Annotated in this window: 16 protein-coding genes; 6 read left to right on the top strand and 10 right to left on the bottom strand. The window is 69.0% G+C overall.

The genetic code is table 11. From position 1 onward, the window contains the following. The first annotated feature begins 53 nt into the window (after positions 1-53). Positions 54-662, top strand: a complete 609-nt coding sequence (locus tag ACTMTF_RS35770) for a TetR/AcrR family transcriptional regulator (protein ID WP_441114624.1) — start codon at positions 54-56, stop codon at positions 660-662. A gap of 66 nt (positions 663-728) precedes the next feature. Here the strand turns inward: ACTMTF_RS35770 and ACTMTF_RS35765 are convergent, their stop codons facing one another. After that, on the bottom strand, positions 729-1,643 hold the full coding sequence (locus ACTMTF_RS35765; RefSeq protein ID WP_441114623.1) for an SDR family NAD(P)-dependent oxidoreductase: 915 nt from the start codon (positions 1,641-1,643) through the stop codon (positions 729-731). A gap of 203 nt (positions 1,644-1,846) precedes the next feature. Between ACTMTF_RS35765 and ACTMTF_RS35760 the strand changes: the two genes are divergently transcribed. Beyond that, entirely contained in the window at positions 1,847-2,626 is a 780-nt protein-coding gene (locus ACTMTF_RS35760) for a helix-turn-helix transcriptional regulator (protein ID WP_441114622.1), read from the top strand. A 40-nt stretch (positions 2,627-2,666) separates the two neighbouring features. Here ACTMTF_RS35760 and ACTMTF_RS35755 read toward each other — a convergent pair whose 3' ends face one another. From ACTMTF_RS35755 to ACTMTF_RS35735, 5 genes are all read right to left on the bottom strand, one after another. After that, the gene (locus ACTMTF_RS35755) at positions 2,667-3,308 is read right to left on the bottom strand and encodes a response regulator (protein WP_397012154.1); all 642 of its coding nucleotides are present in this window, start codon (positions 3,306-3,308) and stop codon (positions 2,667-2,669) included. Further along, positions 3,301-4,497, bottom strand: a complete 1,197-nt coding sequence (locus ACTMTF_RS35750) for a sensor histidine kinase (RefSeq protein ID WP_441114621.1) — start codon at positions 4,495-4,497, stop codon at positions 3,301-3,303. The genes ACTMTF_RS35755 and ACTMTF_RS35750 overlap by 8 nt, the downstream gene beginning before the upstream one ends. Before the next feature lie 13 nt (positions 4,498-4,510). Then, the gene (locus ACTMTF_RS35745; protein ID WP_397012150.1) at positions 4,511-5,215 is read right to left on the bottom strand and encodes an ABC transporter permease; all 705 of its coding nucleotides are present in this window, start codon (positions 5,213-5,215) and stop codon (positions 4,511-4,513) included. A 13-nt stretch (positions 5,216-5,228) separates the two neighbouring features. After that, positions 5,229-6,152, bottom strand: a complete 924-nt coding sequence (locus tag ACTMTF_RS35740) for an ABC transporter ATP-binding protein (protein ID WP_441114620.1) — start codon at positions 6,150-6,152, stop codon at positions 5,229-5,231. Positions 6,153-6,450: 298 nt separating this feature from the next. Further along, entirely contained in the window at positions 6,451-7,065 is a 615-nt protein-coding gene (locus ACTMTF_RS35735; RefSeq protein WP_441114619.1) for a DUF6461 domain-containing protein, read from the bottom strand. 296 nt (positions 7,066-7,361) lie between these two features. Between ACTMTF_RS35735 and ACTMTF_RS35730 the strand changes: the two genes are divergently transcribed. From ACTMTF_RS35730 to ACTMTF_RS35720, 3 genes are all read left to right on the top strand, one after another. Then, positions 7,362-7,577: a hypothetical protein gene (locus tag ACTMTF_RS35730; RefSeq protein ID WP_441114618.1), complete on the top strand. Its 216-nt coding sequence runs from the start codon at positions 7,362-7,364 to the stop codon at positions 7,575-7,577. A 122-nt stretch (positions 7,578-7,699) separates the two neighbouring features. Continuing rightward, entirely contained in the window at positions 7,700-8,548 is an 849-nt protein-coding gene (locus ACTMTF_RS35725; RefSeq protein WP_441114617.1) for an oxidoreductase, read from the top strand. Beyond that, a complete protein-coding gene (locus ACTMTF_RS35720) occupies positions 8,548-9,162 on the top strand; it encodes a TetR/AcrR family transcriptional regulator (RefSeq protein ID WP_441114616.1) in 615 nt (204 codons plus the stop codon). The genes ACTMTF_RS35725 and ACTMTF_RS35720 overlap by 1 nt, the downstream gene beginning before the upstream one ends. Positions 9,163-9,299: 137 nt before the next feature. On the opposite strand, the gene ACTMTF_RS35715 is transcribed toward ACTMTF_RS35720, so the two are convergent. Continuing rightward, positions 9,300-10,523 (bottom strand): cytochrome P450, encoded by a 1,224-nt coding sequence (locus ACTMTF_RS35715; RefSeq protein ID WP_441114615.1) that lies wholly within the window; start codon positions 10,521-10,523, stop codon positions 9,300-9,302. Positions 10,524-10,625: 102 nt separating this feature from the next. Continuing rightward, entirely contained in the window at positions 10,626-11,567 is a 942-nt protein-coding gene (locus ACTMTF_RS35710) for an RNA polymerase sigma-70 factor (protein ID WP_441114614.1), read from the bottom strand. A 223-nt stretch (positions 11,568-11,790) separates the two neighbouring features. On the opposite strand from ACTMTF_RS35710, the gene ACTMTF_RS35705 reads away from it, so the two are divergent. Beyond that, positions 11,791-12,642: an SDR family NAD(P)-dependent oxidoreductase gene (locus tag ACTMTF_RS35705; protein WP_441114613.1), complete on the top strand. Its 852-nt coding sequence runs from the start codon at positions 11,791-11,793 to the stop codon at positions 12,640-12,642. Between the two features lie 44 nt (positions 12,643-12,686). On the opposite strand, the gene ACTMTF_RS35700 is transcribed toward ACTMTF_RS35705, so the two are convergent. After that, positions 12,687-13,643, bottom strand: coding sequence for a sigma-70 family RNA polymerase sigma factor (locus ACTMTF_RS35700; RefSeq protein WP_441114612.1), 957 nt, complete (start codon positions 13,641-13,643; stop codon positions 12,687-12,689). A 10-nt stretch (positions 13,644-13,653) separates the two neighbouring features. Next, positions 13,654-14,862 carry an NAD(P)/FAD-dependent oxidoreductase gene (locus ACTMTF_RS35695; protein WP_441114611.1) on the bottom strand — a complete coding sequence of 403 codons (1,209 nt, stop codon included), beginning with the start codon at positions 14,860-14,862 and terminating at the stop codon, positions 13,654-13,656. Positions 14,863-14,881 lie beyond the last annotated feature (19 nt).

Here is a 14,881-nt window from a genome sequence, read left to right as displayed (position 1 = left end):
TTTACAGAAAGGGACCGTAGCAGATTCTGTAAAGACCGTCATAGAATGAGGGCATGGCCACCCACCGACGAGGACGTCCCCGCGAGTTCGACCGGGAGGCCGTGCTGCAGGTGATCTTGCGCCAGTTCTGGGAGCACGGCTACGAGATGACCTCCTTTCCCAAGCTCACCCAGGTCACCGGCATCGGCGCCCCCAGCCTGTACGCGGCCTTCGGCGACAAGGAGTCGCTGTTCGAGGAGGTCGTGCAGACCTACGGACGCACGTACGGCGACTTCTCCAACCGCGCGCTCGCCAAGGAATCCACCGCCCGCCAGGCGGTCGCCCGGATGTTGTACGAGGCCGCCGCCGAGTACACCGATCCTTCTCATCCGCCCGGCTGCCTGGTGATCACCGCCGCGACCAACGTCAGCGCCAAGACCGCCGGCATCGCCGAGCGGCTGCGCGGCCACCGCAACCAGACCGTCCGGGACGTCCAGGCCAAGATCCAGGCCGACATCGACGCCGGTCGGCTTGCCGCCGACACCCAGGCTGCGGCGTTGGGCCGGTTCTTCGCCACCGTCCTGCAGGGCATGTCCCAGCAGGCATGCGACGGCGCGACCCGCACCGAGCTGGAAGCGGTCGCCGATACCGCGCTGGCAGCCTGGCCGGCCGACAAGCAGTGAGAGGAGCCTTCAGCCGGGCCCGCCGGGGGGCGTACACAGTCACCGGACCGCGGACTCGGCTGCGCGCTACACCTGTTCCAGCCAGTCCCAAAGGATCTTCTCACGTCCGGCGTCGTAGGACTCGGCGGACGACCTTGTGGCCCGGGTGCGGTGGATGTAGGCGCCGGTGGGAGCGGGTGTGAGGCCAAGGATGGTGTCAGCGAGCTTGCGGCCTGCGACCCGCGGGGTGTCGACGAGAGGTGTGGCCAGGAACAGCGGGACGATCCATGTCATCGCGAACTGAAGCCTCCGTCCGGCGTCCCGCGCGAGTCCGGTGCCCGACACCAGGCTCGGGTTGTAGGAGACGATGTCGATGCCGTCGGGCAGGCGACGGGCCCACTCGTGGACCAGATGGATGCCGCCCAGCTTGCTCGTGGTGTACGCACGGCGGCCCGCCCTGATGCGTGCGGGGCGGTCGAACGCGCCCGGTCTGGAGACGGTTTCCGGACCTGCCCAGTGAGGCGCCGGCATCGTGCCACCCGTGTGCCGGAGGTCGCCGAAGTGGGCGTCACTGACCGTGACGACGACGCGCGCCGGACACTGGAGGTGGAGGTGTAGCCGCCTGAGCAGCAGGTGGGTCGCGATGACGTTGACCGCGAAGGTCAACTCGTATCCGTCGACGCTCGTGGTGAGGGCGTTGGAGAGGTGGACGCCGGCGTTGCAGACGATGCTTCGCAGCGGGGGGAGATCTCCCGCCTCGAGCAGGTCCTCCACCTGTGCAGCGGCTGCTTCGACGCTCGCCTTGCTCGCAAGATCCGTGTCGATCAGCGAAACGTGCGGGGAGACCTCTCGCAGGCGAGGCAGTGCTCTGGCGCCGGAGGTTCCTCGCGCGAGGATCACCAGATGGGTCTCGGGGCTGCGGCGGAGTACGTCCTGCGCTGCTTCGAGACCGATGCCTCGGGTGGCGCCGGTCATGACGATGGTCCGGGTGGCTGCGCTCATGTGCTGACTCCATGTGGGGTGCGGGCGCGAGGACCGCCAGGTGGTCGGTCCGGGCGGCGCTGTGCCTCGTGGTCCTCGACGACTCTGCGGGACCTGACGTAGGTGAGGAAGACCTCGTCGAGCCTGGTACCGGCAGGACCAGGCACGTGAGCTCCGCAGCCGACGGCAGACGGCACAATGGCACTGTGCCGAAAAATGATCGGGTGGACTTCGGCGGGTTTCTGCGTCGTCGGCGAGCTGCGATGCCGCCCCCGGACCGGCCGGGCAACGGGCGGACGTCACACCGGAGGGTTCCGGGACTGCGGCGCCAGGAACTGTCCGAGATCGCCGGGATCTCCGTTGACTACTACACCCGCCTTGAGCAGGGCCGGGCGCCGCGTCCGTCGCGCGAAATCCTTGCGGCGCTGGCGCGAGCGTTCGAGCTCTCGGGCGCCGAGCGAGATCACCTGTATCGGCTCGCTGGTGAGCTGCCCCCCGAGATCCACGCGCCCGGCACCGAGATCCGGCCAGGACTCCTGCGACTGCTGCGCAGCCTTGAGGACACCATGCCGGTCACCGTTCACGACGGGCGCCTGGACCTGTTGGCACGCAACGCCGCCGCCGCGTACCTCCTTGGGCCGCTCTCGGGCAGTGGGCGGTACGGACGCAACATCGTCCATCAATGCTTCACCGCTACCGCGCTGTGCGAGGTCCTCGGCGATGAAGGGGCCGACCAGCTTGCCCGGGTGGCCACGGCCGAACTCCGCTCGGCCCTGGGCCGATATCCGGATGATGGGTACCTGCGGTCCCTGTTCGAGGAGCTGTCGGCGACCAGCGCCGCCTTCCGTGGCTACTGGGAGCAAGGCGAGGTCGGAGCACTACGGTCGGCGGCGAAACGCGTGCATCACCCGACCCGGGGGTGGCTGGACTTCGACATCGAGATGTTGCACGACCCCGAAAGGGACCACTGGGTCATGCTCTACACCCCCTGTGGCACTGGGTGACCATTCGTCCTTGTGACGCCGTTCCCCGCGACGCGCCGGGTCAGTCGTTCTCCAGGGTGAGCAGGCCGCGCCGGAAGGCCACGGCGACGGCCGCCGCTCGGTCGTTCACGCCGAGTTTCGCGTAGATGTGCAGCACGTGGCTCTTGACCGTGGCCTCGCTGATGAACAGGCTGCGGGCCGCCTCGCGGTTGGTGGAGCCCTGCGCGATGAGGCGGAGTACCTCCAGTTCGCGCGCGCTCAGCGAATCGGCGGGAGCGCGTACCTGGCCGAGGAGGCGGGTGGCGACCGATGGGGAGAGCACGGCCTCGCCCCGTGCCGCCGTGCGGACCGACCGTACGAGATCTTCGCGTCCGGTGTCCTTCAGGAGGTAGCCGGTGGCACCTGCCTCGATGGCGGGCAGGACGTCCTTGTCGGTGTCGTACGTGGTGAGGACCAGGACCCGGGCGGGGAGGCCCAGCCTGGCGAGCTCCGTGATGGCGGCGACGCCGTCCATGACGGGCATGCGCAGGTCCATGAGGATCACGTCGGGGTTCAGCGCCCGCGCGAGTTCGACGGCCTGCGCGCCGTCGGCGGCCTCGCCGAGCACGTCGAAGTCCGGGTCGCCGGCGAACATGCCGCGGATGCCGTCGCGCACGATGGGGTGATCGTCGGCTATCAGCAACCGGATGGGCGTCTCAGCCATGTACGGTCTCCCGCGCGATCGCGGGCACGCTCGCGGAGATCGCGGTGCCGCCTCCGGGCTCCGACTCGATCTCCAGGGTGCCGGCCAGGCGGCTCACGCGCTTGCGCATCGACGTCAGGCCGAAGCCGCCGCCGTCGGTGACGCGTTCGGGGTCGAATCCGGCGCCGTCGTCACACACGTCCAGGGTGACCATGTCGTCCATGTACGACAGGGTCAGTCCGACCCGGCGGGCGCCGGCGTGCTTGGCGGCGTTGGCCAGGGCTTCCTGAGCTGTGCGGAGCAACGTCTCCTCGACCTCCGGATGCATGGGACGGACCGTACCAGTTGTGGTGAAATCAGCACGGGTCGCGTTGAGCTCCGACCATTGGGCGACGACGGCCTCCAGCGCCTCGGGCAGGGGCGCGGCTTCCAGTTGGCCGGGGCCGACCGCGTGCACCGAGCGCCGGGCCTCGGCGAGGCTCTCGCGGGCCAGCCGGACGGCGTTGCCCACGTTGCGCCGCCAGTCTTCGGCCTGCTCCGCCGCCTGGAGCTGGGTGATGATGCCGGTCAGCCCCTGGGCGAGGGTGTCGTGGATCTCGGCCGCCATGCGCTGGCGTTCGTCGAGCACGCCCGCCTCCCGCGCCTGGACCAGCAACTGGGCGTGCAGGCCCGCGTTCTCCCGCATCGCTTCCTCAAGCTGGATCACCATCCGGCTCCGCTCGGCGCTGCGCTCGGCCGTGATCTCGCCGACGAAACTGAACAGGCTGACCGCCAGCACGATGGCGACCGTGAAGAACAGAAAGGTGAGGATCCCGTACGGGGTGAGCTCGGGCGGCTTGCCGTTGTAGGCCATGACGCTGATCGCCGCCGTGGCGGTGATCCCGGCGAGTCGGGCCTTCCCCCGCAGGTACTGCGACGAATGGAAGAACCCGGTGAAGCCGAAGAAGCTCGCGAACCACATCCCCCGCGTGCTGAGCACCGCGATGAGAATCACCAACCCGGCGACGTAGAGACCCTTCCTGTCGCCCCGCGACATCACCCAGATCCAGGCCGCGGCCAGCAGAGTCAGGCCGAGCGTGGTGAAGCGGTGGCTCCACGCCTGCTCCCCGGTGACCCAGACGAGCCCGGCGGAGAAGACCAGCAGGACGTACGGCGCGGCGGCCATCTGACGCGCGAGACGCCTCTCCCACAGGTCCAGATGCCCGTTCACCGAGGTCACCTTTTCACTCCCATCGGAAAAGTCTGGCGGCGGCGACACTCATGATCACCGCGTACGCGGCCAGAACCCCCCACAGGAGGAGGCTGGGCGAACTACCCGCCCAGACGTCCTGCAACGCTTGCCTGAATGCCCCCAGAGGGGTGTATCGGCCGATTGACGCCAAGATAGTGGGCATCTGGTCAACGGGCTGCATCAGGCCGGCGAGGAAGGCCATCGGGAAGTACAGCAGGACGCCGATCCCGTTGGCGGCCCGCCCGTTGGGGGCCAGGGCCGCGATGAGCAGGCCGACCGCGAACATCGCCGCCGTGCCGAGCAGGAAGGTCACCACGGCCGGCAGTGCCGCGCCGGGCAGACGGGCGCCCAGCACGGTGCCGGCGACCGTCAGGAGCAGCCCGCAGGCGGCCACCACGAGGACGAGCTGCAGGATCAACTGCACCACCAGCATGCTGCCGGGACGTACCGGGGTGGTGGAAAGCCTGCGCAGGATGCCCCTTTCGCGATAGGTCGCCAGGGTAGTGGGCATCAGGTAGAGCCCCACCAGCCCTACGGCGATGGCCAGCGACATCGGCACGAGCACGGTGTCTCCCGGCTCGATCGAGCTGCCGAAGACCACCAGGATGAACAGCGGGATGAGGAGCGCGAACATCGCCCCCGGCTCCCTGACCAACAGCTTGATTTCGACGGAGGTGAGTTTGGCGAGAGCGGTCATGAGGGGTTCTCCATCAGTTGTCAGAGGTGAACGAGCGGCCGGTGAGTGCGAGGAAGGCGTCGTCGAGCGTGCGCTTGTCGATGCGCAGGTCGCTGACCAGCACGTGGTGGCGGGCGAGCCGGGCGGTCACGGCGGTGGCGAAATCTCCCCGGCCGGTGACCACCACCCGGTTGCCCGTCCTGCTCACGCCGGAGACGCCGGGCACGCCGTCGAACAGGCCGGCCGGGTCGGCGCCGTTCTCCGTCATCACCGTGAACCGCATGTGGTGCTCGGCGTCGATCCCCTCGATCAGCCCGGCCGGGCTGTCGAGCGCGATGACGGAGCCTCTGTCGAAGACGGCGACCCGGTCGCACAACTCCTCCACCTCGTCCATGAAGTGGCTCACCAGCACCACGGTCACGCCGCTCGCCCGGACCTGCTTGATCAGCTCCCAAGTCGTCCGGCGGGCCTGCGGGTCGAGTCCCGTGGTCAGCTCGTCGAGGAACGCCACCCGGGGATTGCCGACCAGCGCCAGCGCGATGAACAACCGCTGTTTCTGACCGCCCGACAGCTTGCCGAAGCGGGCATTCCGCTTATCGGCCAGCCCCCACTGCTCCAGCAGCTCCCGCCAGTCACGAGGCTTGGCGTAGAAGGAGGCGTACAGGTCGAGTGCCTCCCAGACCTTGAGGTTCTCCGGCAGTTGCGTGTGCTGGAGCTGCACCCCGATCTGCTCGCGCAGCGCCCGGCCGTCCTTGACCGGGTCGAGCCCGAGCACCCGGATCCGCCCGGCGTCCGGCCGCCGCAGCCCTTCCACACACTCCACGGTCGTGGTCTTGCCGGTGCCGTTGGGGCCCAGGATGCCGAAGATCTCGCCGTCCTCCACCGAGAACGACACTCCGTCCAGAACCGTCAGATCCGCGTACCTCTTGGTGAGGTCGGTGACTTCGATGACTGCCATGCCTCAAGCATCTTTCACCTGGTCAGCAGGCGAATCGACTGAGCGGCCATGATCGGACATGGATGCGGCTGACGCCAAAATCAGCCGTTCGGTTGATGCGCTGCGAGGCCGGCATCACTCAACGCGTGGCTGCAACTTCACACTGCCGGAGGCAATGCGGCCTGAACCGTTCATGCGCCGCCCCTCGGCCACCTCCTCGGTGTCCGATCTGGGGAGCGGAATGGGAGGGGGAGTCAGCGAAAAGTCAACGAACGCCGCGCGAGCGCAACACCGTGGGGCCGCAGATAGGTGCTAGCCATCAGTAGGCCAGCGCGGGAGGCTGCCCGTCCCGCACCTCATACAGATGCGCGACGGAGGCTGCGTATGGCAGCGGGCCGCGTACCTGCTCGGGTGTCAGCCGGATGCCAGTACAACGTTCGGCCAGCGCCAGCGCCGCCTCGACGAACCGCTCGCCGGCTTCTTGCGATTCCTCATCCTTATCGAACTCATCGACCAGGCCGAGGTCTTCCAGATGCGGCAGGAGCCGATCCGGTTCGGTGCCCCAGCGCGGCTCATCGGGGAACATCGGGTCGAGACCGGTGATCACCTTCCCATCGGCGGCGTAGATGAATCTGGCATGCTGTTCGACGTTGTTGTGAACGCTGGCCAGCACCGTGGCCGTCGACAGCAGGCGAACCGCGTCACGCATGATTCCCATGTAACCTGCGGGCTCGACGATGACCGAGCCGCCCTCCGCAGGGCCCACCTCGATGTAGCCCTCTGCCTGCAGGGGCGCATCTGATTTGACCGCGAGGCGTTCCAGTACCTCCGCGGGCTGCAGGCCCGCAACAAGGGTGAAGCAGAACCCCGAGATGTCGAGGCTGCTTCGGAATTCCTCCCACCAGAGGTAATCCTGGATTGTCGGCTGCGTCACAGATGGCCTCACTCGATCGGTGGTGGCTGTGTTCGACGATGCGGACGTCCACGCTGGCGGCGAGCACCGACTTTATCGCCAAGTGGTTAATTCCAGGCCCCAGGCACCTGGTAGGGCACCTTGCCTTCGAGGTGCCGACCTTGAACTCATCACCTGCGCCCTGGCATAAGGACGTTATCCGGACAGCACCTCGTACAGGTGCCGGGCCTCGTGCAGCACGAGGCTCGACCCCTTGCGTGCGGTCATCCCTGCCAGCCCGTCGATCTCCCCTCTCGCGTCCGCGAGCGTGGCCGCCCGTGCGGCGACGCTCAGCCGTCCGGGACGTCCAGGCCAAGATCCAGGCCGACATCGACGCCGGCCGGCTTGCCGCCGACACCCAGGCTGCGGTGTTGGGCCGGTTCTTCGCCACCGTCCTGCAGGGCATGTCCCAGCAGGCATGCGACGGCGCGACCCGCACCGAGCTGGAAGCGATCGCCGATACCGCGCTGGCAGCCTGGCCCGCCGACAAGTAGTGAGAGGAGCCTTCAGCCGGTCCTTGGGCGGGATCTACGTGATGTCGGTAAAAATCGACGTAGTGTAGACTTTGGGCTAAGGGGGCGATCCCTGCCCATGTCGAGTCCTCTCTGGAGGAGTAATGCGGAAGCAGAAGTGGCTCATCACCGGCGTCAGTACGGGCCTTGGGCGTGCCTTCGCCCAGGCCGCCCTGGCCGCCGGGCACACCGTCGTCGGAACGGTCCGCTCGGAGGAGGACCTGCGGGCCTTCGAAGGGCTCGAACCCGGGTACGCTCACGGCCGCATCCTGGATGTGACCGACGACGACGCCGTCTCAAGGGTGGTCGCCGAGGTGGAGCAGAGCGTCGGCCCTCTGGATGTCGTCGTCGCCAACGCCGGTTACGGCCTGGAGGGCACCTTCGAGGAGACCCCGCTGGCCGAGGTGCGGCGGCAGTTCGAGGTCAACGTCTTCGGGGCCGTGGCCACCCTGCAGGCGGCACTGCCCCACATGCGCCGGCGCCGCCGCGGGCACCTGATGGCCGTCACCTCCATGGGCGGGCTCATGGCCGTGCCCGGCATGTCCGCCTATTGCGGCAGCAAGTTCGCCCTGGAAGGCATCCTTGAGGCACTGGGCAAGGAGGTCGCGCAGTTCGGGATCCACGTGACGGCGATCGAGCCCGGCTCCTTCCGCACCGACTGGGCCGGACGGTCCATGACACGCGCCACGCGGTCCATCGACGACTACGACGAGCTGTTCGTCCCCATTCGTGAAAAGCGGCAGAAGGCCAGCGGGAACCAGCTGGGCAATCCGGCCAAGGCCGGGGACGCCGTCGTGCACATCGCGTCGGTCGACCGGCCGCCGGCCCATCTCGTCCTGGGTTCGGACGCGCTGCGACTGGTCACCGCCGCGCGCACGGCCGTGGACGAGGACATTCGCGCATGGGAGACGCTCTCCCGTACGACCGACTTCGCCGAGGGCGCTCAGCTCTGATGCCCGGCCACCACCCCGCGCGCAGCCGACGCACCACCGAACGCAAGGGCGACGTCCGGGAGCGGGCCATCCTGGACACCTGCGAAGCCCTGCTGGCGCAGAAGGGCTATGACGCCATGACCGTCGCCGACATCGCCCAGGGCGCCGGCATCACCCGCGGCGCCCTGTACTTCTACTTCGGCTCCAAGCAGGAAGTGGTCACGGCACTCGTGGCCCGGACCGTTGAGCACCTGTGGGAGCGGTCCCGCGCCACCGCGGAGACCGACGAGCCGCGCCAGGCCATCACAGCGGCCATGCAGCGCACGGTCGAGCTGTGGAACGAGCACGGCCTGGTCATGCGCACGGCGATCGACCTGTCGTTGACCGTGCCGGAGATCGGCGAGCTGTGGAGCCGTACAGCTGACTTGTTCACCAAGGCCATCACCGCTGTCCTGGAACGAGCCGGCGTTCAGGCCGGCACCGAACCAGACCAGGCGTCAGCGATGGCACGCGCCCTGTGCTGGATGATCGAGCGGACCTTCTACCACGCCTCGCAAGAGTCCCGCGAGAAGCTGCAAAAGGCATCTTCGACCTGCGAACACATCTGGCTCACCAGCGCCGGCCTGACCGCCTGACGCGAGGGAACCGGTGAAGGAGACCTGGAGCCGGGGGAACAGGAGGCGATCGTCGGCGCCTGTAGGGGCCCGGTTCGGTGAGTTGGCCTCCGACCGGCGCGAAAGGCTTACTCCGGCAGGATGGACAGGAGCCCTACTCACCAGGTGACCGGGAGTTCGTGAACGCCGTAGATGACGGCGTCGCTCTTGAACGGCAGGTCCTCGGGCGGTGTGGCGAGCCGCAGGGTGGGGATGCGGCGGAACAGCGTGTCGAAGACGATCTGCAGTTCCATCCGGGCCAGGTTCTGGCCGAGGCACTGGTGCGGGCCGAACCCGAAGGCGACGTGGTGGCGGGCCCCGCGCTCGATGTCCAGGTCGGCCGGATCCTTGAACACCGCCGGGTCCCAGTTGGCCGACAGCATCGAGACGATGACGCCCTCGCGGGCCTTGATGCTCGCTCCGCCGATCTCCACGTCTTCGGTGGCCACCCGGGAGGTGACCCCGTCGGCGATGGTGAAGTAGCGCAGCAGCTCCTCCACGGCCATGGGCGTCCGGCTCGGGTCGGCCGTGATCAGGGCCAGTTGCTCCGGATGGGAGAGCAGCCCGACCACGCCGAGCGAGATCATGTTGGCGGTGGTCTCGTGGCCGGCGGTCAGCAGCAGGAAGGCCAGGCTCACCAGGCCCTCGTGGTCGAGGGTGCCCTCCTGGCGCTGCCGGGCGATCTGCCGGCCGAACAGGTCGTCGCCGGGCTCGGACTCCTTACGGGTGATCAGGTCGTCGATGAAGGCGCGCAGCTCGGCGAGGGCTCGCAGGCGGTCTTCCATCGAGTTCCGGCTCACCATCATGGTGGTCCGGCTTTGGAAGAAGTCGTGGTCGGCGTACGGGACGCCGAGCAGTTCGCAGATCACCAGTGAGGGCACCGCCAGGGACAGCGCCTGCACCAGGTCGACCGGGCGCTGGTCGGCGGCGAGCATGTCGTCGATGAAGTGGTCGACGATGTCCTGGATCCGCGGGCGCAGCGCGGCCAGTCGTTTCACGGTGAACTCGCTGATCACCGGGCGGCGGGCCGCGGCGTGTTCCGCGCCGTCCATGCCGAGCATCAACGGCGGCTGGCTGCGGAACTGCCGCAGGGTCGCCGCGTCGAGGGTGTAGAGCGGGAAGCCGTCCTTGCGCTTGTCGGAGGAGAAGCGGCCGTCGGCGAGGACGGCACGGGCCTCCTCATGCCCGGACACCCACCACGCCTCGCCACCGCTGGTCAGGCGGATCTTGTTGATCGGCGCCTGCTCGCGCAGTCGCTCGTAGGCGGGGGGCGGGGCGAACGGGCAGCCCCGCTCGACCGGCAGTTCCAGGCCGGCGAGTTCGTCGGCGACGTTCTTCGTCATGAATGATCTCCTGGTAATGGATCTGGCGGAGTTGGTCGGGTTCGTCGGCGGCCTCGGGAGCATGATCGACGCCGAGGCCGCGGGCCGGCTCGGCGCCGGTGTTCACCGCAGGGTGAGCGGATTCTCGGCGGCGATGCGAGTCAGCTTCGCCGGGTTGCGGACGTAGTAGAGGCCGGTGATGCGGGCGCCCTCTACGTCGATCGCTATGACGCCGTCGATCTCGCCGTCCACGCGGACGAGGAGTGCCGGGTTGCCGTTGACCACGGTGGACTCACCGGTGAGCGCGACTTCGGCCTTGCCCAGGCCGCCGACGATGAAGCGGGCCACCTTGTCGGCACCGGTGATCGGCCGCGGCGCGGCCCGCTTGACGCCGCCGCCGTCGCTCACCAGGACGATCTCGGGGGCGAGCACGTCAAGGAGGCCCTGCAGGTCTCTGGCTTCGAGCGCGCGCTGGAACGACTCCAGGGCCGCCCGCGCCTGGCTCGGGGAGACGACCTCCCGAGGGCGGCGGGCATCGACGTGCCGGCGGGCGCGGTGCGCGATCTGGCGGACGGCCGCGGGGCTCTTGCCGACGGCGGACGCGATCTCGTCGTAGCTGACGGTGAAGGCTTCGCGCAGTACGAAGACGGCACGCTCGGTCGGCGACAGCATCTCCAGGACGAGCATGAGCGCCATCGACACGCTCTCCGCGAGCTCGACGTCCTCGGCCACGTCCGGCGCGGTGAGCAGCGGCTCGGGCAGCCAGGAGCCGATGTACGCCTCCTTGCGACGCCTCATGGTGCGCAGCCGGTCGAGCGAGCGCCGGGTCGTGATCCGGACCAGGTAAGCGCGCTGGTCGCGTACCTGCCCCATGTCGACCTTCATCCACCGCAGCCAGGTTTCCTGGAGAACGTCTTCGGCGTCGGCCGCCGATCCGAGCATCTCGTAGGCGACGGTGAAGAGCAGGTTGCGGTGGGCGACGAACGCCTCGGTGGCCGAGTCCACCCGGTCGCCACCGGCGAGGGGCTCGGCCGCGCCCGTCGTCGGCTCGCTGCGTTCGTTCATGGCCCGGCTCCTGCCTGTTGGCTCTCAACTCCTGCTTCATGCACAAGACGCCGGCCCTCGCCGCTGTGTGACATCCGCGATCGGTGGCGTACGTCACAAGAGCGCGTTGTCACAGGGATCGGGCCGCCGGCGCCTCATGTTCGTCAGAACACAGCACGAACGATCCGCGCGGGGCACAACGCCACGAGCGACCGTGCCCGCGCGGAAAGAAACGGAAGACATCATGAGCAAGGTTTGGTTCGTCACCGGCTCGTCCCGCGGCCTGGGCCGCGACTTCGTCGAGGCGGCGCTGTCTCGCGGTGACAAGGTGGCCGCCACCGCCCGGAGCACCGGAAGTCTTGGCGAGCTGGTCGCCGCCTTTGGCGACGCGGTGCTCCCGCTGGAGATGGACGTGACCGACAAGGCCGTCGTCTTCGAGAGCGTGAAGCGGGCCAAGGAACACTTCGGCCGTCTGGACGTCATCGTGAACAACGCAGGCTATGCCCAGCTGGGCGCGATCGAGGAGCTGACCGAACAGCACCTGCGCGACCAGCTGGAGACCAACCTGTACGGTGCGGTGTGGGTCATTCAGGCCGCCCTGCCCTACCTGCGCGAGCAGGGCGCCGGGCACATCATCCAGCTCTCCTCGGCCGCCGGGCTCATCGCCATGCCGCTCGGCGGCGCGTACCACGTCTCCAAGTGGGCCCTGGAAGCCCTGAACGACTCCCTCGCCCAAGAGGTCGCCGACTTCGGCATCAAGGTGACCGTGGTCGAGCCCGGCGGCTTCGCCACCAGATCCGGCAAGAACCCGGATCCCCTCGACAACGGCCACATGGCCGAGGCCGACCCGGTCTACGACGGCCTCCGTCAGCGCATCGCCCAGTTCGCGGGAAGGCAGCCCGCCGGCGACCCGGCCGCCGCGGCCCAGGCACTCCTCAAGATCGTCGACTCCGACAGCCCGCCCCTGAGGGTGCTGTTCGGCCAGGGCTTCTACCCGTTGCTCCAGCAGGTCTACGCCGAGCGGCTGAAGACCTGGGCCGACTGGCAGGACCTTTCGGTGGAGGCTCACGGCAAGCTCGATCAAGAAGGTCGCTGACCCTCCGGTGGTTCGCACCGCGCCTGGTCGCGGTCGGTGTCGGGTCACCACTGGGCGATGAGCGGTGTGTCCGGTTCGTGCTGCCGCCAGGCTTCGTTGAGTCGGGCGAGACGGGTGGGGGCGGCGATGCCGTGCACGGTCGCGATCTTCCCGTTGGCGAGGTCGAACGCCACGGCGCCGACGACCCGGTCGTCGCCGAGCACGAACAGGAGGGCGGGGGCGCCGTTGACGAGCGCGTAGTGGATGGCGGGCGTGCCGCCGGCGAAGCGCCGTTTCGCGGGTGTGGGTTTGAAGCCGGCCCGTGCGACGGCGGCGATACGCTGCGGAGTGTCGTACCGCAGCAGCGTTTCCGCCAGGCCGGCGCCGTCGGAGATCGCGGTGGCGTCGTCGGTGAGCAGCGCCACCAGCCGTTCGGTGCGGCCCGAGGAGACAGCGGCGAGGAACTCCTCGACGATCCTGCGGGCGGATGCCGGGTCGACTTCCCCGCCGCGGCGGTGCGCGGCGGTGATGCGGCGCCTGGCCCGGTGGAGGTGCTGCTGACTTGCGGACTCGGTGATGTCGAGGATCTCGGCGATCTCGGCGTGGCTGTAGGAGAAGGCTTCGCGCAGGAGGTAGACGGCCCGCTCGGAGGGTGACAGGCGCTCCATGAGAGTCAGCACGGCCAGGGAGACCGATTCGCGCTGCTCGAAAGTGTCGGCCGGGCCGAGCATCGGGTCGCCGTCGAGGAGCGGTTCGGGCAGCCAGGCGCCGACGGTGCGTTCGCGCCGGGCCTGTGCCGAGCGGAGTCGGTCGAGGCACAGGTTGGTGACGACCTTGGTCAGCCATGCTTCCGGCACCTTGATCAGCTGCCGGTCGGCGGCTTGCCAGTGCAGGAACGCATCCTGAACGGCGTCTTCGGCGTCGGCGGCGGAGCCCAGCAGCCGGTACGCCAGCGAGGCCAGCCGGTTCCGGCTGGCCTCGAACCGGCTGGTGTCGAAGCGCTCAGCGGCGGTGCTGTCCACGCAGACCACCCTAGGCACCTACGCGAGCGCCTTCTCGGCGGGCGGCATCCGGCGCGGCGGCCAGGCGGAGCTTGCGCTTGGGCAGGCCGAAGGTCGGGTGCGAGGTCGCCCACAGCGAGGTCTTGAGGATGCCGGACTTGATCCGCGCGACCTTCCGGCCACCCATGTACTTCGGCTTCGCTTGCCCTTCGTCGTCGACCATCTGCAGGATCCCGTCCCGCCGCCCGAGGCTGATGTGGTTGTAGGAGTAGACCAGCTTGGTGTTCGCGATCTTGCGGCCGGTCAGGCGTCCCACGATCGCGTGGATCGCCTGCCCGCCGGTGAAGCCGGCCGAAGCGCAGGACATCGGCAGCGGCCGAGCGTTGTCGCCGATGGCGTGGGCGCTGTCGCCGGCGGCGTAGACGTTCGGGTGCGAGACCGACCGCATGGTGCGATCGACGATGATCTGACCGTTCTCGGCGACCTCCAGCCCGCCGGCGGCGGCGATGGGATTGACCGCGAACCCGGCCGTCCACACGGTCGCGTCGGACGCCAGGGAGGTGCCGTCGGCGCACAGCACCCGCGTCGCTTCGACGGCTTCGATGCTGGTGTGCTCCAGGACGGTGACGCCCAGCCGGTCGCAGGCCTGACGCAGGTGGCTGCGGGCTCCGGCGGCGAGCTGGGCGCCCAGCTCGCCGCGGGCGACCAGCGCCACCGACAGGCCGGGCCGGGATTCGGCGATCTCGGTGGCGGTCTCGATGCCGGTCAACCCGTCGCCGACGACCAGCACATTCCCGCCTTCGCCTCGCTTGTCCAGGCTGTCGAGGCGCTCGCGCAGGCGCAGCGCCGAGGGCCGGGCGGCGATGTCGAAGGCGTGCTCGGCCACGCCGGGGACGCCGCGGTCGGCGCCGTGGCTGCCGAGTGCGTACACGAGCGTGTCGTAGGCGAGCTCGCCACCGCCGTCGGCGTCGGCCACGGCGACGGCCTGGCGTTCGGGGTCGACGGCGGTGACACGGGCCAGGCGCAGCCGTATCCCCGTGCCCGCGAAGACGTCGGCGAGCTTCTGAGCCTCGATCTCCTGGCCGGCCGCGAGCTGGTGCAGCCGCAGCCGCTCGACGAAGTCCGGCTCGGCGTTGACCACGGTGATCTCGGTGTCCGCCGGGGACAGCCGGCGGGCCAGGTTCCCGGCTACGTAGGCCCCGGCATAGCCGGCGCCGAGGACGACGATGCGATGCTTCATGTGGTGCTCCTGTCGGTTC

Origin of the sequence: Nonomuraea sp. ZG12, assembly GCF_052068115.1 — a bacterium.
Taxonomy (GTDB): domain Bacteria; phylum Actinomycetota; class Actinomycetes; order Streptosporangiales; family Streptosporangiaceae; genus Nonomuraea.
Note: the sequence above shows the minus strand (reverse complement) of the source record. Positions and strands in the feature narration are given on the sequence as shown.

Bases quoted from the DNA above. Each gene is read 5' to 3' on its own strand.
- ACTMTF_RS35770 (WP_441114624.1), top strand. From the start codon at position 54: ATGGCCACCCACCGACGAGGACGTCCCCGCGAGTTCGACCGGGAGGCC.
- ACTMTF_RS35765 (WP_441114623.1), bottom strand. From the start codon at position 1,643: ATGAGCGCAGCCACCCGGACCATCGTCATGACCGGCGCCACCCGAGGC.
- ACTMTF_RS35755 (WP_397012154.1), bottom strand. From the start codon at position 3,308: ATGGCTGAGACGCCCATCCGGTTGCTGATAGCCGACGATCACCCCATC.
- ACTMTF_RS35745 (WP_397012150.1), bottom strand. From the start codon at position 5,215: ATGACCGCTCTCGCCAAACTCACCTCCGTCGAAATCAAGCTGTTGGTC.
- ACTMTF_RS35740 (WP_441114620.1), bottom strand. From the start codon at position 6,152: ATGGCAGTCATCGAAGTCACCGACCTCACCAAGAGGTACGCGGATCTG.
- ACTMTF_RS35725 (WP_441114617.1), top strand. From the start codon at position 7,700: ATGCGGAAGCAGAAGTGGCTCATCACCGGCGTCAGTACGGGCCTTGGG.
- ACTMTF_RS35720 (WP_441114616.1), top strand. From the start codon at position 8,548: ATGCCCGGCCACCACCCCGCGCGCAGCCGACGCACCACCGAACGCAAG.
- ACTMTF_RS35715 (WP_441114615.1), bottom strand. From the start codon at position 10,523: ATGACGAAGAACGTCGCCGACGAACTCGCCGGCCTGGAACTGCCGGTC.
- ACTMTF_RS35710 (WP_441114614.1), bottom strand. From the start codon at position 11,567: ATGAACGAACGCAGCGAGCCGACGACGGGCGCGGCCGAGCCCCTCGCC.
- ACTMTF_RS35705 (WP_441114613.1), top strand. From the start codon at position 11,791: ATGAGCAAGGTTTGGTTCGTCACCGGCTCGTCCCGCGGCCTGGGCCGC.
- ACTMTF_RS35695 (WP_441114611.1), bottom strand. From the start codon at position 14,862: ATGAAGCATCGCATCGTCGTCCTCGGCGCCGGCTATGCCGGGGCCTAC.